Annotated in this window: 11 protein-coding genes and 1 pseudogene; 11 read left to right on the top strand and 1 reads right to left on the bottom strand. The window is 65.5% G+C overall.

What is annotated here, in order from left to right; genetic code table 11:
• Positions 1-61 precede the first annotated feature (61 nt).
• The 8 genes from J2X62_RS00845 (at position 62) to J2X62_RS00810 (ending at position 10704) form a co-directional block, all read left to right on the top strand.
• Positions 62-1585 carry an aldehyde dehydrogenase family protein gene (locus tag J2X62_RS00845; protein ID WP_027496284.1) on the top strand — a complete coding sequence of 508 codons (1524 nt, stop codon included), beginning with the start codon at positions 62-64 and terminating at the stop codon, positions 1583-1585.
• Positions 1585-2124 (top strand): DUF779 domain-containing protein, encoded by a 540-nt coding sequence (locus J2X62_RS00840; protein ID WP_027496285.1) that lies wholly within the window; start codon positions 1585-1587, stop codon positions 2122-2124. Before J2X62_RS00845 ends, J2X62_RS00840 begins: the two co-directional genes overlap by 1 nt.
• 113 nt (positions 2125-2237) lie before the next feature.
• Positions 2238-3221 (top strand): cation diffusion facilitator family transporter, encoded by a 984-nt coding sequence (locus tag J2X62_RS00835; protein WP_027496286.1) that lies wholly within the window; start codon positions 2238-2240, stop codon positions 3219-3221.
• A 121-nt stretch (positions 3222-3342) separates the two neighbouring features.
• The gene (eat, locus tag J2X62_RS00830) at positions 3343-4797 is read left to right on the top strand and encodes an ethanolamine permease (protein ID WP_310176292.1); all 1455 of its coding nucleotides are present in this window, start codon (positions 3343-3345) and stop codon (positions 4795-4797) included.
• Positions 4794-6206, top strand: coding sequence for an ethanolamine ammonia-lyase subunit EutB (locus J2X62_RS00825; RefSeq protein ID WP_206498990.1), 1413 nt, complete (start codon positions 4794-4796; stop codon positions 6204-6206). Before eat ends, J2X62_RS00825 begins: the two co-directional genes overlap by 4 nt.
• 59 nt (positions 6207-6265) lie before the next feature.
• Positions 6266-7039, top strand: a complete 774-nt coding sequence (gene eutC / locus J2X62_RS00820) for an ethanolamine ammonia-lyase subunit EutC (protein ID WP_032365646.1) — start codon at positions 6266-6268, stop codon at positions 7037-7039.
• Between the two features lie 52 nt (positions 7040-7091).
• Entirely contained in the window at positions 7092-8708 is a 1617-nt protein-coding gene (locus J2X62_RS00815) for an AMP-binding protein (RefSeq protein WP_179274178.1), read from the top strand.
• Between the two features lie 31 nt (positions 8709-8739).
• Positions 8740-10704, top strand: a complete 1965-nt coding sequence (locus J2X62_RS00810; RefSeq protein WP_310176286.1) for an acetoacetate--CoA ligase — start codon at positions 8740-8742, stop codon at positions 10702-10704.
• Here the strand turns inward: J2X62_RS00810 and J2X62_RS00805 are convergent.
• The gene (locus tag J2X62_RS00805; RefSeq protein ID WP_027496292.1) at positions 10680-11114 is read right to left on the bottom strand and encodes a thioesterase family protein; all 435 of its coding nucleotides are present in this window, start codon (positions 11112-11114) and stop codon (positions 10680-10682) included. The genes J2X62_RS00810 and J2X62_RS00805 overlap by 25 nt on opposite strands.
• 76 nt (positions 11115-11190) lie before the next feature.
• Between J2X62_RS00805 and J2X62_RS00800 the strand changes: the two genes are divergently transcribed.
• From J2X62_RS00800 to J2X62_RS25400, 3 genes and pseudogenes are all read left to right on the top strand, one after another.
• Positions 11191-12648, top strand: a complete 1458-nt coding sequence (locus J2X62_RS00800) for an amidohydrolase (RefSeq protein WP_032393357.1) — start codon at positions 11191-11193, stop codon at positions 12646-12648.
• A gap of 80 nt (positions 12649-12728) precedes the next feature.
• Positions 12729-13154: a PPOX class F420-dependent oxidoreductase gene (locus tag J2X62_RS00795; protein ID WP_027496298.1), complete on the top strand. Its 426-nt coding sequence runs from the start codon at positions 12729-12731 to the stop codon at positions 13152-13154.
• Between the two features lie 377 nt (positions 13155-13531).
• Positions 13532-22948 (top strand): annotated as a pseudogene (locus tag J2X62_RS25400) (amino acid adenylation domain-containing protein); the annotation flags it as partial.
• Between the last annotated feature and the right edge of the window lie 240 nt (positions 22949-23188).

Below are 23188 nucleotides of genomic sequence, written 5' to 3'. Positions count from 1 at the left end.
TAGTGTCCTGAATCACACACCGCATCAGCAGTGCAGCACGTGTCGATCAGGAGGATTTTCAATGTCCGTCTATGCCCGTCCAGGTACCGCCGATTCCGTCATGTCGTTCCAGTCGCGCTACGACAACTGGATCGGCGGCGAATGGGTGCCACCGGTCAAGGGCCAGTACTTCGAGAACCCGACTCCGGTCACCGGTGAGAACTTCTGCGAGGTCGCCCGTTCCACGTCCGAGGACATCGAACTCGCCCTCGATGCCGCGCACGCCGCCGCTCCCGCCTGGGGCAAGACGTCCGCGGCCGAACGCGCCGTGATCCTCAACAAGATCGCCGACCGCATCGCCGAGAACCTCGAGTCGATCGCTCTGGCCGAGTCCTGGGACAACGGCAAGCCGATCCGCGAGACCCTCAACGCCGACATCCCCCTCGCGGTGGATCACTTCCGGTACTTCGCCGGCTGCATCCGTGCGCAGGAAGGCTCACTGTCCGAGATCGACAGCGACACCGTCGCTTACCACTTCCACGAGCCGCTGGGCGTCGTCGGACAGATCATTCCGTGGAACTTCCCCATTCTCATGGCCGTCTGGAAGCTCGCGCCCGCGCTCGCTGCCGGTAACGCCGTGGTGCTCAAGCCCGCCGAGCAGACTCCCGCCTCGATCCTGCACCTGATCTCGATCATCGGCGACCTCCTGCCCCCGGGCGTGATCAACATCGTCAACGGATTCGGTGTGGAGGCAGGCAAGCCGCTGGCGTCGAGCCCGCGCATCGCCAAGATCGCCTTCACCGGCGAGACCACCACCGGCCGCCTGATCATGCAGTACGCGTCGCAGAACCTGATCCCGGTCACGCTCGAACTCGGTGGCAAGAGCCCCAACGTCTTCTTCTCCGACGTGCTCCAGGCCAACGACGACTACCAGGACAAGGCCCTCGAAGGCTTCACGATGTTCGCCCTGAACCAGGGCGAGGTGTGCACCTGCCCGTCGCGTTCGTTGATCCAGGCTGACATCTTCGACGAGTTCCTCGCACTGGCCGCGATCCGCACGAAGGCTGTGCGGCAGGGTGATCCGCTCGACACCGAGACCATGATCGGTGCCCAGGCGTCCAACGATCAGCTCGAGAAGATCCTCTCGTACATCGAGATCGGCAAGGGCGAGGGCGCACAGGTCGTCACCGGCGGCGAACGCGCACAGCTCGGCGGCGACCTCAACGGTGGTTACTACGTGCAGCCGACGATCTTCACGGGCAAGAACGACATGCGCATCTTCCAGGAAGAGATCTTCGGACCGGTCGTGTCGGTGACGTCGTTCAAGGACTACGACGACGCCATCGACATCGCCAACGACACCCTCTACGGACTGGGCGCAGGCGTCTGGTCCCGCGACGGCGGCGTTGCCTACCGGGCGGGCCGCGACATCAAGGCCGGCCGAGTGTGGACCAACACCTACCACCAGTACCCCGCGCACGCCGCGTTCGGCGGCTACAAGCAGTCGGGTATCGGTCGCGAAAACCACAAGATGATGCTCGATCACTACCAGCAGACCAAGAACCTGCTCGTGAGCTACGCCCAGAAGGCGCAGGGCTTCTTCTGATGGAGAACGCTCGGCCGCCCGCGCGGCTGAAGACAACCGCCGAGGCGATGGATCTTCTCCGTCGCCTCGGCGGTATCCACGGCGAACTGATGATGCATCAGTCCGGCGGATGCTGTGACGGCTCGTCGCCGATGTGTTATCCCGCAGGCGAATTCATCGTCGGCGATCGCGACGTTCTGCTCGGGTACATCGACCTCAGGCTCGGAGTGGGCGAGATCGCCCAGGACCTCCCCGAGGGTGTCGACGGCGTACCGGTGTGGATCTCGGGTTCGCAGTTCCAAGCGTGGAAACACACCCAACTCGTACTCGACGTGGTGCCGGGCCGCGGCGGCGGATTCTCGCTCGAATCGCCCGAAGGCGTGCGGTTCCTGAGCCGTGGGCGCGCCTACACCCCGGAGGAGAACGAACTTCTCGCCGCGCATCCACCTCTCGTCGGAGTCGACTGGGAAGAGGGCCGACGACCGCCGGTACCCGACGACCCACTCGTGGTCGCCGAGGCCGTCGACGCCTGTCCTGTGCCGGGAATGCTCCAGGGCTGAGTGCCTACGGCAGTGGTGCGGCTCCGCTTCCGGGTCGTTCCGCGGGCTACACTCCCGTGTGCCCCAGGCGGCACATAGCCGCACCACTGCGCGCAGCGCATACAGTGCGAACGATGAAGAGCTCATCGAAAACCGACGCGGCCGACGGCGGCGACAGCCTGCGCACCGTGGTGATCGCGTTCGTCGCCAACCTCGGTGTGGCCATCGCCAAGACGTTCGCGGCGGTGTTCACCGGGTCCGCGTCGATGGTCGCCGAGGCCGCTCACTCCTGGGCCGATACCGGTAACGAGATCTTCCTGCTCGTCGCCAATCGCCGCGGGGCGCGCGGCCCCGACGATCGGCGCCCGCTCGGGTACGGCCGGGAGACGTACTTCTGGTCGACGCTCGCGGCCATCGGCTTGTTCGTCGCCGGTGCGGCGGTCTCGGTGTGGCACGGCATCACCTCGTTGCTTGCCGGTGAGTCGAGCAGTGAGAACTACCTCGTCGCCTACGTCGTGCTCGCCATCGCGTTTCTGCTCGAGGGCGTGTCCTTCCTCCAGTCGGTACGGCAAATACGCGGCGAGGCAGCGCAATACGACAAGGACTTTCTCGATTACGCGTTGGAGACGTCGGATCCGACGCTGCGGGCAGTGTTCGCGGAGGACAGCGCGGCTCTGATCGGCATCGTGATCGCCGGTGCGGGAATCGGTTTGCACCAGCTCACCGGTTCGGCGGCGTTCGACGCCATCGGCTCGATTCTGGTGGGCGTTCTACTCGGGATCGTGGCGTTCGTGCTGATCGATCGAAACCGCCGATTCCTCACCGGCGAACCAGGATCGCGAGCATTATGGAACGCGGTAGTGCAGCGCATCGAGCTACTCCCCGAGGTGGCGTCGGTCCGGTTCGTTCGCATCGAGTTCGTCGGTCCCAAACAGATCTACGTGGTGGCGAGTGTCGATCTCGTCGGTGACTTCGCAGAGTCACGCATCGCGCACACGCTCCGGCGGCTGGAGCGTGAGCTGGAAACCAACAGAGCTGTGGTGGACGCAGTACTGACAGTCGCAGAACCGGACGAGGGAGATATCGGTGACGTGAATGCGGTTGCACAGCAGCCGTAATTCGCCCGTCATTCACCGATGACACTCCGCTTACATCACGGACCTATCGTGAACCGGTTCGCGCGCCCCACACACCCGAATGGGCGTCCCCTCGCGAGGGACCTGGTACGAGAGGCTTGCAATGTCCGTGAAAGATCCACAGTCGCCTCACCCGAAATCCGGCTCCTACGAGGGCACACAGTCGCACGTCGAGGGCGGTGACTACCTGGCCAAGAGAACCTTGAAGAAGGGGACCGCCGGGTGGGTACTTCTCGCGGGCCTCGGTGTCAGCTACGTCATCTCCGGTGACTACTCGGGCTGGAACCTCGGTCTCGCCGAAGGCGGCTTCGGTGGTCTGCTCATCGCGGCGATCATCATCGCGGGCATGTACCTGGCCATGGTCCTCGGAATGGCCGAGATGTCCTCGGCACTGCCCGCGGCGGGCGGCGGCTACACCTTCGCCCGCCGTGCTCTCGGACCGTGGGGCGGGTTCGCCACCGGCACAGCCATTCTCATCGAGTACGCCATCGCTCCCGCCGCCATCGCCACGTTCATCGGCGCGTACGTGGAATCGCTCGGACTGTTCGGGATCACCGACGGGTGGTGGGTGTACCTGGTGGTCTATGCCGTGTTCATCGGAATTCACCTCTCCGGCGCAGGCGAAGCCCTCAAGATCATGTTCGTCATCACCGCGATCGCCTTGGTCGGACTCATCGTGTTCGCCATCGCTGCCCTCGGACAATTCGATGCGAGAAACCTGACCGACATCGCGCCGACCGACGCAGCCGGAGCCTCGGGATTCCTGCCGTTCGGCTACCTCGGCATCTGGGCGGCTGTGCCGTTCGCCATCTGGTTCTTCCTCGCCATCGAGGGCGTGCCGCTGGCCGCCGAGGAGGCCAAGGATCCGACAAAGAACGTCCCGCGCGGCATCATCGCCGCCATGGGCGTACTGCTCGTCACCGGTGCCGTCGTGCTGTTCCTGGTGACCGGAGCGGGCGGGGCCGACGCCGTCAAGGAATCGGGAAACCCGTTGGTGGAGGCGCTCGGTGACGGAACTGCGAGCAAGATCGTCAACTACATCGGCCTGGCCGGACTGGTCGCGTCCTTCTTCTCGATCATGTACGCGTACTCGCGTCAGCTCTTCGCGCTGTCCCGTGCCGGCTACCTGCCGAAGACGCTGTCCATCACCAACTCTCGCAAAGCCCCTACGCTCGCGCTGATCGTGCCCGGTGTCATCGGATTCCTGCTCTCCCTGACCGGTCAGGGCGGAATGTTGCTGAACATGGCCGTGTTCGGTGCGGCACTGAGCTACGTTCTGATGATGGTCAGCCACATCGTGCTTCGCCGCAACGAGCCGAACATGGAACGGCCGTACCGAACCCCCGGGGGCGTTGTGACCACCGGATTCGCGTTGATCATCGCGGCACTCGCCGTCGTCGCCACCTTCGTCGTCGACTCCACTGCGGCACTGTGGTGTCTGGCCGTGTTCGTCGCGTTCATGGCCTACTTCGGCATCTACAGCAGACATCATCTGGTCGCCAACTCACCCGACGAGGAGTTCGCCGCACTGGCCGAGGCCGAGGCCGAACTGGAATGACGATCTACACCCAGCAGGTATCCGGGACCACCTACACGTTCGACGGTCTGGTCGACCTGATGGCCAAAGCGACACCGCTGCGATCGGGTGACGAATTGGCCGGTTGCGCGGCCGAATCCGATGCCGAACGGGCTGCCGCGCAGTGGGCGTTGTCCGAGGTCTCCCTCGATGTCTTCCTGCACGATCTGCTCGTTCCGTACGAAAGCGACGAGGTCACCAGGCTCATCATCGATTCTCACGACCGCATCGCGTTCGGGGCCGTCTCACACCTGACCGTGGGAGGTCTTCGGGATTGGTTGCTGCAGGTGACCGCGGGGCCCGATGCGGCCGCGACACTGCGATCGGTCGCGGCCGGATTGACACCCGAGATGGTCGCGGCGGTCAGCAAGATCATGCGGAACCAGGATTTGATCGCGGTCTCTCGGGCCGCGCAGGTGACGTCGGCGTTCCGGACGACGATCGGCCTACCCGGAACTCTCACCACGCGTCTGCAACCCAACCACCCGACTGACGACCCGCGTGGCATCGCCGCGGCCACACTCGACGGGCTGCTCCTCGGGTCGGGTGACGCGGTCATCGGGATCAATCCCGCGACCGACTCACCTCAGGCCACCGCCGACCTGCTGCATCTGCTCGACGAGATTCGGCAGCGATTCGAGATCCCGACGCAGTCCTGTGTGCTCTCGCACGTGACGACGACGATGGAATTGATCGACAAAGGAGTTCCGGTCGATCTGGTGTTCCAGTCCATCGCGGGTACCGAGGGCGCCAATTCCAGCTTCGGCGTGAACATTTCGTTGCTCCGTGAGGCCAACGAGGCGGGTAGATCGCTGCACCGCGGAACCGTCGGGAACAACGTCATGTATCTCGAGACGGGCCAGGGTTCGGCGCTGTCGGCAGGCGCGCACATCGGTACAGGCGACCGGCCCGTCGATCAGCAGACCCTCGAGACGCGTGCGTACGCGGTGGCCCGTGATCTCGAGCCGCTGCTGATCAACACCGTGGTCGGATTCATCGGGCCCGAGTACCTGTACGACGGCAAGCAGATCATCAGGGCAGGCCTCGAAGACCACTTCTGCGGCAAGCTCCTCGGACTACCGATGGGAGTGGACGTCTGCTACACCAATCACGCCGAGGCCGATCAGGACGACATGGACACGCTGCTCACGCTGCTGGGTGCGGCCGGCGTCGCATTCGTCATTGCAGTGCCGGGAGCCGATGACGTCATGCTCGGCTACCAGTCCCTGAGCTTCCACGATGTGCTCTATGTGCGACAGGTCCTCGGTCTGCGGCCCGCACCGGAATTCGAGTCCTGGCTCTCGCGGCTGGGGATGGCGGACGCCGACGGCCGAGTCCTCGACGTCGATGCCGCGGGATCGCCGCTGCGGGCCTTGATGAGTGCGCGATGAGCACGCCTGCGGAACGACCCGAGGCAGGAGTGGAGCCTGCGGAACGACCGGATTTGGGAGTGGAGCCTGCGGAACGACCCGAGGCAGAGTTCTGGGGTGAGTTGCGGGCGAGTACCCAAGCTCGGATCGGTCTGGGGCGTATCGGCGATTCGTTGCCGACGACGCGGGTGCTCGAGTTTCGCTCGGCGCACGCCGCGGCCCGAGATGCGGTGCACATGCCACTCGAGGTCGACGAGTTCGTGCGTCGGGTGGAGCAGGTGGGGCTCGGTACACCCTCGGTGGTGACGTCGTTGGCGACGAGCCGGGCCGAGTATCTGCGTCGTCCGGACCTGGGTCGTCAGCCGAAGGATTTGTCGGCGATTGCACATTCGGAGGACGAGATAGGCATCGTGCTGAGCGACGGATTGTCTCCCCGTGCCCTGGCGGATCACGGTGTCGCCATGGTGGAAGCGTTGAAAACCGAACTTGCCGAGCGGTATTCGATTGCTGCACCGGTCGTTGCGACCGAGGCCCGAGTGGCGCTCGGTGATCACATCGCGGCGGCGATGGGCGTGCGGACGGTACTGGTTCTCATCGGGGAGCGGCCGGGCCTGTCCGTCGCGGACAGTCTCGGTATCTACTTGACGCACCTTCCCAAGCCCGGCCGTACCGACGCCGATCGCAACTGCATCTCCAACATCCACCCGCCCGAGGGGCAGGGGTACGCGCAGTCGGCCCGCATCGTGGCAGGTCTGCTGGCCGGAGCCAGGAAGCTCGGACGGTCCGGCGTCGCGCTCAAGGACACGTCGCGCGCCGAGGTGCTCGAGGCTGCGGACGTCATCACGCTGGAGTAGGACCCCCATTCGGGGGTGGCCGGCCGTGACCGGCGTCACTACCGTGAGGCTCATGGACAGTTACGCCCGCGGCGATTCGGACACAGCGATACTCGACGACACGATCGGCCGAAACCTGCATCGCACCGTCGAGCGGCACGCCGAACGCGATGCCCTCGTCGATGTCGCGTCGGGCAGGCGGTGGACCTACTCGGAGTTCGCGGCGGACGTCGAGTTGTTGGCGGCGGGGCTTCTCGTGGCCGGAGTACAAGTAGGCGATCGAGTAGGGATCTGGGCACCGAACTGCCCCGAATGGACGCTGGCGCAATATGCGACGGCGGAGATCGGGGCAATTCTGGTCAACATCAATCCGGCGTACCGCTCGCACGAGCTGCAGTTCGTGCTGAGACAGGCGGGTGTCTCGGTGCTGTTGTCGGCCACCGAGTTCAAAGGGTCCGACTACACGGCCATGATCGACGACGTGCGACCGGAAGTGACAACTCTGCGCGAGGTCCTCTTCATCGGAAGCATTCAGTGGGAAGCGATGACCGATCGAGGGCACCGAGCGTTGGCGAAGACTCCGCGGATGGTCGCCGACGTGTCGAGCACACTCCGCCCGGACGACGCGATCAACATCCAATACACATCGGGTACAACGGGTTTCCCGAAAGGTGCGACGCTCAGTCACCGCAACATACTGAACAACGGCTTCTTCGTCGGCGAGCTCTGCCATTACACCGAGAACGACAGGGTCTGCATTCCGGTGCCGTTCTACCATTGCTTCGGCATGGTGATGGGCAATCTCGCGTGCACGTCGCACGGAGCAACGATGGTCATCCCCGGTCCGGCGTTCGACCCGGTGGCGACCTTGACGGCCGTGGCCGATGAGAAGTGCACCTCGCTCTACGGCGTACCGACCATGTTCATCGCCGAGTTGGCACTGGAGAACATCGGCGAATTCGACCTGAGCAGCCTCCGTACCGGAATCATGGCCGGATCACCCTGTCCCACCGAGGTGATGAAGCAGGTCATCGAACGCATGGGAATGGCAGAGGTGTCCATCTGCTACGGCATGACCGAGACGTCGCCGGTATCGCTGCAGACTCGCAGCGACGACTCGATCGAGCAGCGAGTGTCCACTGTCGGTCGTGTGGGTCCGCATCTCGAAGTGAAGATCGTCGACCCCGTTCTCGGTGAGACACTGCCGCGAGGCGAGGCGGGTGAACTGTGCACCCGTGGCTACTCGGTGATGATCGGTTACTGGGAGCAGCCCGACAAGACCGCGGAGGCCATCGATAGCGACGGGTGGATGCACACCGGCGACATCGGAGTCATGGACGGTGACGGCTACGTCGCGATCACCGGGCGCATCAAGGACATGGTGATTCGCGGCGGCGAGAACATCTATCCCCGCGAGGTCGAGGAATTTCTCTACACCCACCCCGACATCCTCGACGCTCAGGTCATCGGTGTTCCCGACGAGAAGTACGGCGAGGAGTTGATGGCGTGGATACAGCTCAGAGACGGTGCCGCACCACTGGATTCGGACGCGGTGCGGCAGTTCTGCAACGGTCGCCTCGCGCATTACAAGATTCCGCGCTACGTGCACGTCGTCGACGAGTTCCCGATGACCGTCACCGGCAAGGTGCGCAAGGTCGAGATGCGTGAACGCTCGCTCGGATTGATCTGAACCCAGCCGTTGGGCTGACATACTGACGTCCATGACCAGTGCGCTGTGGACGCCCACCGATACCGATGTCGAGCACGCTCGGGTCACCGAGTTCACCCGGTTCGTCGAGGAGCGCCACGAGGTGACGCTGCCCGACTACGCAGCGTTGTGGCGGTGGTCGATCGACGACATCGAATCGTTCTGGACAGCGGTGTGGGACTACTTCGACATTCGCTCCACCACCGAACCGGAGTCGGTGCTCGAGGGCCACGGTATGCCGGGGGCGCAGTGGTTCCCGGGTGCCGAGCTGAATTACGTCGATCAGGTCGTCCGGCACGCTCGAGGAGATCGAGCCGCCATCGTTCATGCCTCCGAGGACGGTTCGACGCGGACCGTCACGTGGTCCGAGATGATCGCCCAGGCCGGTGCGTTGGCGGGCACCCTGTCCGACGCGGGCGTCCGGCGAGGCGACCGCGTCGTCGGGTACCTGCCCAACGTGCCCGAGGCGATCATCGCCTTCCTGGCGACAGCAAGTCTCGGCGCGGTATGGGCTGCGTGTGGGCAGGACTACTCGGCGGCGGCAGCGCTCGACAGACTGGGGCAGCTCGATCCCGCGGCGTTGATCACCGCGTCCGGGTACGTCTACGGAGGGGCCTTCCGCGACAAAGGTGCGGACGTCGACACCCTCGCACAAGGACTGCCGACGGTTCGCACCGTGGTGACCATCGGCGACGCTGCCGGGACTGTGGGAACCGCGGCGACGTCGCTGAGCTGGGCGGACGCGACCGCGACACCGCGCGAGCTCGCTCCGGTCGCAGTGCCGTTCGATCACCCGTTGTGGGTCGTGTTCTCGTCGGGGACGACGGGACGACCCAAGGGGATCGTGCACGGCCATGGTGGCGTGCTGCTCGAGCATCTCAAATCCGTTGCACTGCACTCGGATCTAGGACCCGACGATGTGTTCTTCTGGTACACGAGCCCGAGCTGGATGATGTGGAATTTCCAGGTGGCCGGTCTGCTCGTCGGTGCCACGATCGTGTCCACCGACGGAAATCCAGCGTTCCCGAGAACGGATGCGCTGTGGGGCATTGCGGCCGCGCAGGGTGTGACGTACCTCGGTACCAGCCCCGGGTACGTCCTCGCGTGCATCAAGGCGGACGCACACCCCGGTGCCGATCACGATCTCTCGAGCCTGCGCGCCATCGGGATCACCGGGTCTGCGATGCCCGCGACGTCGTCGATCTGGTTGTCGGAGAACGTCGGAGCCCACGTACCGGTGTTCTCGATCTCCGGTGGTACCGATGTGGTGTCGGCGTTCGCCGGGGGAGTGCGGACCGTGCCGGTCTGGGCGGGCGAGTTGTCGGTTCCGTTCCTGGGCGTTGCGCTCGACGCCTACGACGAGGCAGGCAACTCGGTGCACGGCGCAGTGGGCGAACTGGTCGTCACCGAACCGATGCCGTCCATGCCGGTGCGGTTCTGGAACGATCCCGACGGAACCCGTTATCGGGACGCGTATTTCGATACCTATCCGGGCATCTGGCGGCACGGCGACTGGATCACCGTGACCGAACGCGGCAGCGTCGTCGTGCACGGTCGTTCCGATGCGACGCTGAACCGCAACGGGATTCGAATGGGAAGCGCAGACATCTATCAGGCCGTCGAATCTCTCGACGAGGTCACCGAGGCCCTGGTGCTCGGCATGGAACAGCCCGACGGGGGATACTGGATGCCGCTGTTCGTGGTGGTCCCGGATGGGCTCACCGCGGAGCTACGCGAGCGCATCGTTGCCGTCATCAGGACTCAGGCGTCCCCGCGGCACGTTCCCGACGACATCGTCGCAGCACCCGCGATCCCGCACACGCGGACCGGTAAGAAGCTCGAAGTGCCGCTCAAGAAAATGTTCCAAGGTGCTGCCGCGACAACTGCTCTCGACACCAGTGCCGTCGACGATCCGGAGGCGGTGCGCTGGTTCGCAGATCGCGCGGCGGAGTATCAGCGAGTCCAGCGTGCGAGGTAGGCCTTCTCCTCGGGCGCTATCCGGCGCAGAGTCTCCGCCCCGACGTCGACCATCGCCATGCGAGTGGTCGCCACCACCGCAGGCGGCGAATCCGGGGCCGCGCCCGCTGCCCGTACCTCGTAGCCGATGGTGAAATCGACCGCACGTACCTTCTCGAACCAGAGTGTGACGTCGAGCGGACCGTCCGAGTGCCGAAGCGGCTTCTTGTACGCGATGGTGACGTTCGCGATCAACGCACTCTTGATCAGGCTTTCGTTGGCCTCGCCCTCGCTGAGCAGCCATTCGATGCGCGCCTCTTCGAGCAGGGTGACCATCCGCGCGTGATTGATGTGCGCGAATGCGTCCATGTCCGACCACCGCACCGTGACGGTCGCGTGATATCCGACGGGGTCGGTCCGATCTGTCTGCATCGCCACAGGCTCTGTCTTCATTGCTAGAGGATGGCATGCGCGCCTGCGTCTGGGGCGACGCTCTAGAGTCCCAGGAGTGATTATCGCCAATGTCGCACTGGATGATTCCGGCGTGCTCTTCGACATCGAACTCGTCGGCTCGACCATCGGGTCCATCACCCCGGCCGGTAGCGATCGCACCCGCGGCGTCGAGGTCGTCGACGGGGCGGGGGGAGTGGCCCTGCCGGGTTTCGTGGACAGTCATGTTCATCTGACGCAATGGGCAGCGGCGCGGCGGCGTATCGACGTCGGGCCGGCCTCGTCGGCGGCCGATGCCGTGGCACTGGTGTTTCCCTATGCGCGCACAGCAGGCGATTCCGTAGTGCGCGCCAACGGGTTTCGGGACGCGCAGTGGCCCGACGAACCACACAAGGACCTGCTCGAGAACGCGCTGCCCGGTGTGCGTGTGGCGTTGACGAGCATGGACCTGCACACGCTGTGGCTGAGTCCGGCGCTGCTGCGCGATCTCGGTATCGACCATCCCACCGGAGTGCTTCGTGACGTCGACGGTCTCGAGGCCGTCATGGCGCTGGAGGCCTTGGAGGACCCGGCCGAGCTGGACCGAGCTGTGCTCGACGCCACCGCGGCACTGGCGGTCCGCGGAGTGACCGGCGTCGTCGATTTCGAGTTCGCCGACAACCGGACGGTCTGGGATCGACGCCTGTCGGCCGGATCTCCCGCAGTGCGCGTCGACACCACGGTGTGGCCGCAGTGGCTCGACGAAGCGCTCGATCGTGGGGAGCGCACCGGCGACGTCTCGGCCGTCTCGGACATGATCAGGCGCGGACCGCTGAAGGTCATGCTCGACGGCTCGCTGAACACCAGAACGGCCTGCTGTCACGATCGCTACCCGGGCGTCGACGGTGACAACGCCTACGGACTGTTGCTCGAGACCCGCGACGGACTGTTCGAGCTCGTCTCTCGCGCAGCTCGCGGCGGAATCACCTCTGCTGTCCATGCGATCGGTGACCGGGCGAACGGTGTTGCGCTCGATGCGTTCGAGCGGGCCGGTTGCGGAGGTCGTATCGAACACGCGCAGCAGCTCGTCCCCGAAGACATCGCACGCTTCGCGGCGCTGGGCGTTGCGGCGTCGGTGCAGCCGCAGCACGCCATGGCCGATCGCGACATCGCCGAGGATCTGTGGGCAGGTCGACGCTCGGTGGCCTACGGCTACGGGTCGCTACATCGAAGCGGTGCCACGCTGCTCTTCGGCTCCGACGCTCCGGTGAGTCCACCGGAGCCACTGGCAGGCGTTGCGGCGGCGGTATTCCGAACCGACGACGACCGGCCGCCGTGGCATGCCGAGGAATCGGTTCCTCTCGGCGCGGCACTGCGAGCGGCGAGCGGCGACCGCGCTGCGCTCCGCGTCGGGGACGTCGCGGACATCGTCGTTCTCGAAGAGCACCCGGTGCATCGCTCGGCGCAAGATCTGGCCGACACGGAGGTGCGGGCCACGATCTGCGCGGGTCTGCTCACCCACGTCGGCCCGGCTTAGCATCGTCGATCGGGCGGCACGTCCTGGCCGAGTTCGTCGGTGACGTGAACCTGTCGGTCCGGCCGAGTAGCGTGACGTCGATGACGTCTTTCACCGATCCACGCGTGCGAGAGTTTCTGTCGGCAGGTACCCGCACCGGAAAGGTCGGCTACCTCGCTTCGGACGGACGGCCCCTGGTCGCCCCGATCTGGTTCGTCGTCGAGGACGATTCCATCGTGTTCAACACCGGAGCCGATACCGCCAAGGGGCGAGCGATTCGCAGGGACCCTCGGATCGTGTTGACCGTCGATCTCGAAGAGCCGCCGTACGGGTTCGTGCAGGTGCAGGGCGTTGCCTCGATCGACGAGGATCCCCGAGAACTGGTGCGTACGGCCACCGAGATCGGAGCGCGGTACATGGGCCGCGACAGAGGGGAGGAGTTCGGCAGACGCAACGGAGTTCCGGGCGAATTGATCGTTCGTTTGGTACCTACCAAGGTGATTGCCGCTTTCGACATGACGGCGTGACAACCGACGAACTCCGCGCGTGCGGGCCTGTAGATTGGCCGGGTGCCGAATCCAGCCACCGGTTCTGCACGTACGGGGGCGGGTGCTCTCGACGCGTGCTGGGCATGTAACGGTCCGGCCCATCTCGACGGATAAGTACTGAAAGGTAACTTCCGAGTTGTTCATGGTGAGAAAATAGAGATCGACGTAGTCAGCTTGCTCGATGTGTTCGGTGCCCATCGTTGTCCGCCGCTTCGGCGGCCGGTGGGGGCGCGTGTGATTGTGGGAAAGAGAGGAATCGATTGGACCCGCTAGGTGTGGAAGGTGCTGGAGACGACGACACGGGAGTCGACAGTCGGCAGCATCCCTCGTTCCCACTGTCACCGGCCCAATTGGGGATGTGGTTCGCGCAGCACGTGGACCCCTCGGTACCCGCCAACATCGCGCAGTACGTCGAACTGCGCGGTGATCTCGACGTCGAACTGTTGCGGCGCGCATCGTCACGCGCAGCCCTCGAACTGCAGTCCGGTTTCGTCCGTATCACCGAGATCGACGCGGAGCCACGACAGATCGTCGACCCCACCCTGGACGACTCGCTCGGACTGGTGGATCTGCGCGGCGAGAACGACCCTCGCGCGGCCGCCCTCGAGTGGATGCACGCCGATTACAGCGCTCCGATCGACATTCTTCGCGATCGACTGATCGCCGCCACCGTCCTGCGTATCGAGGACGATGTCTGGTTCTGGTACGAGCGCGTGCACCACGTCGTTCTCGACGGCTTCGGTGCCGTGACCTTCATGAACCGCGCTGCGGAGTTGTACACGTCCGAGGTCGAGGGCACCGAACCGACGAAGAACCTGGCCTCGGATCTGACCAAGGTCTACGACATCGAGATGTCCTACCGCGATTCGAGCCGCTTCCAGGCCGATCGCGAGTACTGGGCGTCGCGGATCGACGGAATCGACGGAGTCACCACCCTCGCCGGGCACACCGCTCCGCCGGCCCCGAAGAGTCAGATCGACAGCACCGCTCTGTCTGCCGACACGATGAGCAGTCTCGATGCCCTGCGCGCCGAGACCGACACGACGATGGCGACCATCGTCATCGCCGCGTTCGCGGCGTATCTGGCCCAGATGACCGGCCGCGAGGACGTCGTGCTGTCACTGCCGGTGACTGCGCGAACCACCGCGGTTCTGCGCCGCTCCGGCGGCATGGTGTCCAACGTGGTGCCGCTGCGGTTCGACGTCTCGGGCGACACCACCGTCGAAACGATGCTGGCGCGCGTCAACGCCGAGGTCTCCGGTGCACTGCGCCACCAGCGGTACCGGCACGAGGACATTCGCCGCGACGCCGGCGGCGCAAGCGGTCAAGCTGCGTTCTTCGGTCCCTGGGTCAACATCATGCTGTTCTTCGGCGAGGTGCGCCTGGGATCGATGGTCGGCGGAATCAACATCCTCTCCACCGGCCTCATCGAGGACTTCGGACTGAACCTCTACACGAGCGTCGCCGGGGCCACGACCCACATCGACTTCGAGTCCAACCCCAACCTGTACGGCCCCGATCAGTCCGGCCGCAATCACGAGCGGTTCGTCGACTTCCTCGGCCGTTTCGTGGCGGCAGCCCCGACGGACCTCGTCTGGGACCTGGCTCTGACCGACGGATCCGAGCGCGCACTGGTCGTCTCCGAGTGGAACCACACCGAACACGAGACCACGCCCAGCACTCTGCTCACCGCCTTCGAGGCTGCTGCGGCAGCTCGTCCCGACGCCACGGCTCTGGTGTACGAGGGCGACGTCCTGACTTACGGAGAACTGTCGGCGCGGGTGAACGGCCTCGCTCGCCATCTGATCGACATGGGCGTCGGCCCGGAGACTCTTGTCGGCTTGTCCATTCGACGCTCGTTCGATCTTGTGGTCGGCATGTACGCCATCGTGGCGGCAGGCGGAGCATGGGTACCGATCGACCCGGATCATCCTGCCGAACGCACGGCCTACATCCTCGATTCCGCGCAGCCTCGGTGCGTACTGATCTCGTCGCGTGACGACGTGTCGCTGCCCGAGGGCACCGAGACGGTCGCCGTCGATCTGGTCGACCTGTCCGCCCGGTCGTCCGCTCCGGTCGGAGACGCGGAACGGATTGCGCCGCTTCGTGTTTCGAACACCGCGTACGTCATCTACACCTCCGGCTCCACCGGCCGCCCGAAGGGCGTCGCCGTGGAGCACGCCGCCATCCACAATCAGATGGAGTGGATGCTGGCGGAGTATCCGATGGATACCACCGACGTCTATCTGCAGAAGACGGCGACGACGTTCGACGTCTCGCTGTGGGGTTTCTTCCTGCCGCTGCGAGTGGGCGCGACGATGGTGCTCGCCACCCCCGACGGGCATCGCGACTCGGTCTACGTGGCGAACAGGATCGCCGAACACTGCGTCACGGTCACCGACTTCGTGCCCTCGATGCTGACCGTGTTCGTCGCCAACGCGCCGGCCAACACCTGTGCTTCGCTGCGTCACGTCTTCGTGATCGGCGAGGCGCTTCCGGTCGAGACGGCAGCAGCATTCCGATCCGTCTGCGCCGCGGGACTGCACAACCTCTACGGTCCCACCGAGGCGGCGGTCTCGGTGACGTACCACGAGAGCAGCCCACAGGACACGCGAACCGTCCCGATCGGTGTGCCCGAGTGGAACACCCGCGCCTTCGTACTGGACAGCCGGCTGCGACCCACTCCGGTGGGAGAAGCGGGCGAGCTCTACCTCGCGGGCGTCCAGCTGGCGCGGGGCTACGTGGGTCGCCCCGACCTGAGCTCGGATCGGTTCGTGGCCAACCCCTTCGGCGACGCCGGAGAGCGGATGTATCGCACCGGCGACCTCGTTCGGTGGCGCAGCGACGGAGTGCTGGACTACATCGGACGCACCGACTTCCAGGTGAAGTTCCGTGGCCAGCGCATCGAGCTGGGCGAGATCGAAACCGTGCTGCTCGCACACGAATCCATCTCGCAGGCAGTGACATTGGTCGTACAGACGGTTACCGGCGACCAACTCGTCGCCTACGTCGTCGCCGGGCCGGGGAAGTCCATCGACTCCGCCGAGGCCATCGAATTCGCCGGGCATGCGCTGCCGTCCTACATGGTTCCCGCAGCAGTGGTCGTGCTCGATGCGCTGCCGCTCAACACCAGCGGAAAGCTCGATCGAAAAGCGTTGCCGGAGCCGGTGTTCACCAGCGCCAAGAAGTACCGAGCACCGCAGAGCCGCGCGGAATACGTCGTCGCCGGAATCTACGAGGACCTGCTCGGCGCGTCCAAGGTCGGTCTGGACGAGGACTTCTTCGAGCTCGGCGGCAACTCGCTGATCGCCACACAGTTGGTGACACGAGTCGGCGGCGCACTCGGAGTACGCCTGGGAGTGCGCGAGCTGTTCGAGGCCCCCACCGTCGGCGCACTGGCTGCCCGGGCCGAGTCGGCTGCCGGCCGCGGATCCGACACCCCGATCCTCGAATCCCGGGAACGCCCCGAGCGCATCCCACTCTCGCCTGCACAGCAACGCATGTGGTTCCTCAACCGGTTCGATCCGGCCACTGCGGTGTACAACCTGCCGTTCTCGGTCCATCTGAGCGGTCCACTCGACGTGAGTGCCCTGTCGGCCGCATTCGCGGACGTCGTGGAACGACACGAGACGCTGCGCACGGTGTACCCGGAAGTGGACGGATCGCCCGAGCAGGTCGTGCTCAACGCGGCCAGGACACCGGCCACGATCACCCCGATCCGCATCGAACGGCACGAGCTCGGTGGCCGACTGCACGAGTTGGTGGCCAAGGGCTTCGACGTCACGATCGACACGCCGTTTCGAATCGCGCTGTTCGAGATGTCGCCCACCGAGTACGAACTGGCGATGGTCCTGCACCACATCGCTGCCGACGGAGCCTCCTTCGGACCGTTGGCGCGCGACGTCCTGCTGGCCTACTCGAGCCGGATACAGGGCCGCGCTCCCGAGTGGACGCCGCTCGAGGTCCAGTACGCCGACTACGCGCTCTGGCAGCGTGCGGTACTCGGTCCCGAAACCGATCCGCATTCGCTCGCTGCACGCGAAATCGCCTATTGGAGTGCCACACTCGAGGATCTACCCGATCAGCTGGCGCTGCCGTCGAGTAGGCCCCGCCCCGCCGTGTCGTCCAACGCAGGCAGCAAGCTGCGCATCGAGATTCCGGCCCGGTTGCACAGTGCTCTGGCCGATCTCGCCCGCGCGAACAACTCGTCGCTGTTCATGGTGATGCAGTCGGCGTACGCGCTGTTGCTGGCTCGACTGAGCGGCACCACCGACATCGCCATCGGCGCGCCGGTGGCCGGTCGCGGTGAGCCTGCACTCGACGACCTCGTCGGAATGTTCGTCAACACGTTGGTACTTCGTACCGATGTCGATCCGGCACTGTCGTTCGAGCAGCTGCTCGCTCGCGTCCGCGACACGGACCTGTCGGCGTTCGCGCATGCCGACGTTCCGTTCGAGCGCCTGGTCGAGGTTCTCAATCCGGTCCGCTCGACATCACGGCACCCGTTGTTCCAGGTGGCGCTCTCCCTGGAATCGGCCATGTCTCGTGAACTCACCGTCGGCGGGCTCCGCGCCGTGGCCGCCGAATTCGACGTCCCGATAGCGAAATTCGACCTCCAGCTCTGGCTCACCGAGCACCAGGTCGACGGAACTGCCGCGGGTATCGATGCGGTGTTCGAGTACGCGACCGATCTGTTCGACGCAGATCTGGTCGACAGCTTCGCGCGGCGCTTCCTCGGAATTCTGGACGCAGTCACCACCGACGCGTCGGTTCCGGTCGGCGACGTCGACATCGTGGACGCCGCCGAATACGAGTCCGTCGTGTCCACCTGGAACGTGTCCGGGCCGGACGTCTCTCGCGACGTGACGTTGATCGACCTGCTCGACGCTGCGGCCTCGGCACAGCCGGACGGAGTGGCCGTGCGCTTCGGCGACACGTCGCTGACGTACGCCGAGTTCGATGCTCGGACCAATCGCCTTGCCCGCGTACTGATCTCACACGGCGTCGGCCCCGAGAGCCTCGTCGCGGTCGCCTTACCGAGGTCGGCGGAACTCGTCGTCGCGCTGGTTGCGGTCGTGAAGGCCGGTGGCGGTTACCTCCCCGTCGATCCGAGCTACCCGCTGGACCGCGTCGAGTACATGCTCGACGATGCGCGTCCGACATCGATTCTCTTCTCGGGAACGGACCCGATCGAGCTGCCCGCGGACGTCGAATCTCGCATCGGCGCAACATTCGTCGACATCGACACGGTCGATCTGTCGTCGATCTCGGGCGCACCGGTGACCGACACCGATCGCATTCGCCCGCTTCGCCCCACCAACGTCGCGTACGTCATCTACACCTCGGGGTCGACCGGTCGCCCCAAGGGTGTTCTGGTGCCGCACCGCAACGTGGTTCGGCTGCTCGCGAACACCGATGCGGTCTACGGCTTCGGAGCCGACGACGTGTGGACGATGTTCCATTCCTACGCGTTCGACTTCTCGGTGTGGGAACTGTGGGGTCCGTTGCTGTACGGCGGCACTCTGGTGGTCGTCGACTACTTCACCTCGCGCTCACCCGAAGCGTTCCATCAGCTGCTCGTGGACGAACGAGTGACGGTGCTCAACCAGACTCCGTCGGCGTTCTACCAACTGTCCGAGGCCGATCGCACGGCGGCCTCGACCGGCGGCGAGCTGTCTCTGCGCTACGTGATCTTCGGCGGCGAGGCCCTCGAACAGCGTCGATTGAGCGGCTGGTTCGAGCGGCACGGCGATCGTGCACCGCAGCTGATCAACATGTACGGCATCACCGAGACCACGGTGCACGTGTCGTATCAAGCGTTGGGCTCCGCGTCCGTCGCAACGACCGCATCGGTGGTCGGCAAGCCGATCGCTGGGCTGCGCGTCTACGTTCTCGATACCCGGCTCCATCCGGTCCCGGTCGGGGTGCCCGGCGAGATGTACGTTGCCGGTGGACAATTGGCGCGCGGATACCTGGGACGCGCACCGCTCACCGCGGTGCGGTTCGTGGCCGATCCGTTCGCCTCCGGCTCCGATGCCGGGTCGTTGCTGTATCGCACCGGCGATCTGGCGCAGTGGAACGCGTCGGGCGAGCTCGAATATCTGGGCCGCTCCGACGATCAGGTCAAGGTGCGCGGCTTCCGAATCGAGTTGGGCGAGGTCGAGGCCGCGGTCACCGCGCACCCCGCCGTCACCCAGGCTGCCGTCGTCGTCCGTGAGGATTCGCCCGGGGCGGCCCGGTTGGTCGCCTACGTGGTCTCGGCGGTGGCGAACGGTCGGCCTACCCTCGACCTCGAGGATCTGCGAACCGGTATCGCCGAACTGTTGCCGGAGTACATGGTTCCGTCGGCGTTCGTTGCGCTGGAGACGATTCCGCTGACGGTCAACGGAAAGCTGGACCGGCGCGCACTGCCTGCGCCGGTGTTCGAGGTGCGAGATTTCCGCGCACCGACGACACCGATCGAAGAGATCGTCGCCGACGTCTTCGCCGACGTCCTCGGCGTCGAGCGGGTAGGACTGGACGACGACTTCTTCGAGCTCGGCGGTAACTCGCTGATCGCCACCCAGGTGGTCTCGCGGCTCGGAGTGGCACTCGACGCCACCGTGCCGGTGCGCATGCTGTTCGAGGCGTCGACGGTTGCACTGCTCGCGGTGCGCGTCGAACAGGCGGCGGGGGAGGGCGGCCGGACTGCACTGGTCGCGACCGTCCGGCCGGAGCGCATCCCGTTGTCGCTTGCGCAGCAACGCATGTGGTTCCTCAACCGGTTCGACGTCGACTCCGCCGCATACAACATTCCGTTCGCGCTGAAGCTGACCGGCGACCTGGATGTCGCGGCACTGCAGGTCGCCATCATGGATGTGATCGACCGGCACGAGTCGCTGCGCACCGTCTATCCCGACACCGCGCACGGACCGCAGCAGTCCATTCTCGACGCCGCTCAGACGGTGCCGAACCTGATGCCGATTCCGACCTCGGCCGCCGACATTCAGCGACAGGTCTTCGCGCTCGCGTCGACGACGTTCGACGTGACCGTCAACGTTCCGATCCAGGCCCGACTGTTCGAGATCGGCCCACGCGAACACGTGATCGCCATGGTGGTGCACCACATCTCGGCCGACGGCTGGTCGATGGGACCGCTGGCCCGAGACATCATGATCGCCTACGCCTCGCGCACCGCGTGGGAGAACCCGGCCTGGATGCCGTTGGAAGTGCAGTACGCCGACTACAGCCTGTGGCAGCGTTCGGTTCTGGGCTCCGAGGACGATCCGCAGTCGCTGATCTCCGGTCAGGTGAACTACTGGGCCGACATCCTTGCCGGCCTACCCGACCAGCTCGATCTGCCGACCGACCGGCCGCGCCCCAGTCGCCAGTCCTACCAGGGCTCTTCCATCGGATTCGACGTGCCTGCCGATGTGCACCAGGGCCTGTCCGCTCTGGCGCACACCCACAACGCATCGCTGTTCATGGTCGTCCACGCCGCACTGGCCGTGCTGCTGGCCCGACTGTCGGGCACCGAGGACATCGCCATCGGTACTCCGGTCGCCGGCCGCGGTGACGCAGCGCTCGACGACGTCGTCGGCATGTTCGTCAACACGCTCGTTCTGCGCACCGACATCGACTCCGGACGCACGTTCTCCGAACAGATCGGCCGCGCGCGCGAAGTCGCGCTCGGAGCCTTCGGCCACGCCGATCTACCGTTCGAGCGTCTGGTCGAGGTCCTCAACCCGTCGCGGTCGCAAGCTCGACACCCGCTGTTCCAGGTCATGCTCTCGTTCGAGAACCTCACCCGAACACACGTCGACCTCCCGGGCCTGTCGGTGGACAGCGTCGCCCTCGATGCCGAAATCGCCAAGTTCGACCTGCAGCTCACCGTGACCGAGTCGATCGGACTTGACGGCCGCGGACAGGGTATGGCCGCCGAACTGACCTACGCGACAGACCTTTTCGATGCCGAGACCATTCGCGGGTTCGCCGACCGGTTCGTACGGATGCTCACGGCCGTGGTGGCCGATTCGTCGGTGGCCGTCGGCGACATCGATCTGCTCGACGACGGCGAGCACGACCGCGTGGTGGCCGAATGGAACGACACCGAACACGAGGTCCCCGCCGACATCACTCTGGTGGACCTGTTCGACCGACAGGTCGCCCTGACCCCGGACGCAACTGCGCTGGTCTTCGAAGGTGAGCGGCTGACGTACGCCGAGTTCGATGCACGCGTCAACCGTCTTGCGCGCCATCTGGTCTCGCTGGGCGTCGGGCCCGACACGTTGGTCGGCCTCGCGATCGCCCGCAGCCTCGACCTGTTCGTCGGCATGTACGCGATCGTCAAGGCCGGGGCCGGATACGTGCCGATCGACCCGACCCAACCGGCGGATCGCAACGACTACATCGTGGCCACCGCGGCACCGATCCGGGTGTTGTCCACCGTGCGCGATCACGTCGAATTCCCCGACGTCGACACGATCGACATCGACACGCTCGATACTTCTAACCTGTCGTCGGAACAGTTGCGCGACAACGACCGACGCGCCCCACTGCGTTCGCGGAACCTCGCGTACGTCATCTTCACGTCGGGTTCGACGGGCCGTCCCAAGGGTGTCGGGGTGTCGCACGACGCGATCGTCAACCGACTGCTGTGGATGCAGGGCGAATACGCCCTGACTCCGCGCGACGTCGTGCTGCAGAAGACGCCGTCCACGTTCGACGTGTCGGTATGGGAGTTCTTCTGGGCGCTCCAGGTGGGCGCCTCGGTGGTGATCGCCGTTCCGGACGGTCACCGGGATCCCATCTACTTGCTCGATGTCATTGCGCGCGAACGCGTTTCGGTGGTGCACTTCGTGCCGTCGATGATGTCGGTGTTCGTGCCCGAAGTCGAGCGGCGTCGCAGCGCGGGAGCCTCGCTCCGACTGATGTTCGCCTCCGGCGAGGCGCTACCGCCCACCACCGCTCGCGCACTACGGCGTGCGGTCGCGTCGGTGGAACTGCACAACCTGTACGGACCGACCGAGGCTGCCGTGGACGTGACGTACCACGCGGTCACGGATTCGGACTCCGACGTCATGCCGATCGGTGCTCCGGTGTGGAACACCGCTGTCTACGTACTGGATTCGCGACTGCATCCCACCCCGGTCGGTGTTGCAGGTGAGCTCTATCTCGCCGGCACCCAGCTCGCGCGCGGCTATGTGGGACGCCCCGACCTGACCGCGGACAGGTTCGTCGCTCACCCGTTCGCCGATGGCGGCGCGCGGCTGTACCGCACCGGCGACGTCGTGCGCTGGAATCGCGACGGCGAGCTCGAATACGTCGGACGTTCCGACTTCCAGGTCAAGTTGCGCGGCCTGCGCATCGAACTGGGTGAGATCGAAACGGCGCTGCTCGCCCAGCGGTCGGTCTCTCAAGCCGTAGTCGTGGTCCGCCGCGACCAACTCGTCGGATACGTGGTTCCTTCGGGGGTGTCGGTCGACACCGGAGCCGTTCTGTCGGCGCTACGCGGTCGTCTGGCGGAGTACATGGTGCCGTCGACACTGATCGTGCTGCCCGAGTTCCCGCTCGGTGCCAGCGGAAAGCTCGACCGAAAGGCGTTGCCCGACCCCGCATTCGAGGTCACCGAGTACCGCGAACCGACCAACGACATCGAACGCACCGTCGCCGAGGTGTACGCCCAGGTGCTGGGCGTCGAGCGCGTGGGTCTCGACGACGACTTCTTCGAGCTGGGCGGAAACTCGCTCATCGCAACGCAACTCGTGTCCCGACTCGGCGTCGCGCTGGACACCCGGATCGCCGTTCGCGAGCTGTTCGACGCGTCCTCGGTGGCCGACCTCGCAGCCAGACTGGGCACCCTGGTCGCCACCGGCAGCAGGCCGCCGCTGGTACCGCAGCAGCGTCCGCAGCACATTCCGCTGTCGCTGGCGCAACAGCGGATGTGGTTCCTCAACAAGTTCGACGTCGAATCGGCGGCCAACAACATCCCGATCGCCGTCCGGTTGTCCGGTCTGCTCGACCGCCGGGCCATG

Source organism: Rhodococcus sp. 3258 (genome assembly GCF_031456475.1).
Taxonomy (GTDB): Bacteria; Actinomycetota; Actinomycetes; order Mycobacteriales; family Mycobacteriaceae; genus Rhodococcoides; species Rhodococcoides fascians.
This window is presented reverse-complemented; position numbering and strand designations above follow the sequence as displayed.

What these genes read in the sequence shown, in the direction of transcription:
- J2X62_RS00845 (WP_027496284.1), top strand. Translation starts at nt 62, where the DNA reads ATGTCCGTCTATGCCCGTCCAGGTACCGCCGATTCCGTCATGTCGTTC.
- J2X62_RS00840 (WP_027496285.1), top strand. Translation starts at nt 1,585, where the DNA reads ATGGAGAACGCTCGGCCGCCCGCGCGGCTGAAGACAACCGCCGAGGCG.
- J2X62_RS00835 (WP_027496286.1), top strand. Translation starts at nt 2,238, where the DNA reads ATGAAGAGCTCATCGAAAACCGACGCGGCCGACGGCGGCGACAGCCTG.
- eat (WP_310176292.1), top strand. Translation starts at nt 3,343, where the DNA reads ATGTCCGTGAAAGATCCACAGTCGCCTCACCCGAAATCCGGCTCCTAC.
- J2X62_RS00825 (WP_206498990.1), top strand. Translation starts at nt 4,794, where the DNA reads ATGACGATCTACACCCAGCAGGTATCCGGGACCACCTACACGTTCGAC.
- J2X62_RS00815 (WP_179274178.1), top strand. Translation starts at nt 7,092, where the DNA reads ATGGACAGTTACGCCCGCGGCGATTCGGACACAGCGATACTCGACGAC.
- J2X62_RS00810 (WP_310176286.1), top strand. Translation starts at nt 8,740, where the DNA reads ATGACCAGTGCGCTGTGGACGCCCACCGATACCGATGTCGAGCACGCT.
- J2X62_RS00805 (WP_027496292.1), bottom strand. Translation starts at nt 11,114, where the DNA reads ATGCAGACAGATCGGACCGACCCCGTCGGATATCACGCGACCGTCACG.
- J2X62_RS00795 (WP_027496298.1), top strand. Translation starts at nt 12,729, where the DNA reads ATGACGTCTTTCACCGATCCACGCGTGCGAGAGTTTCTGTCGGCAGGT.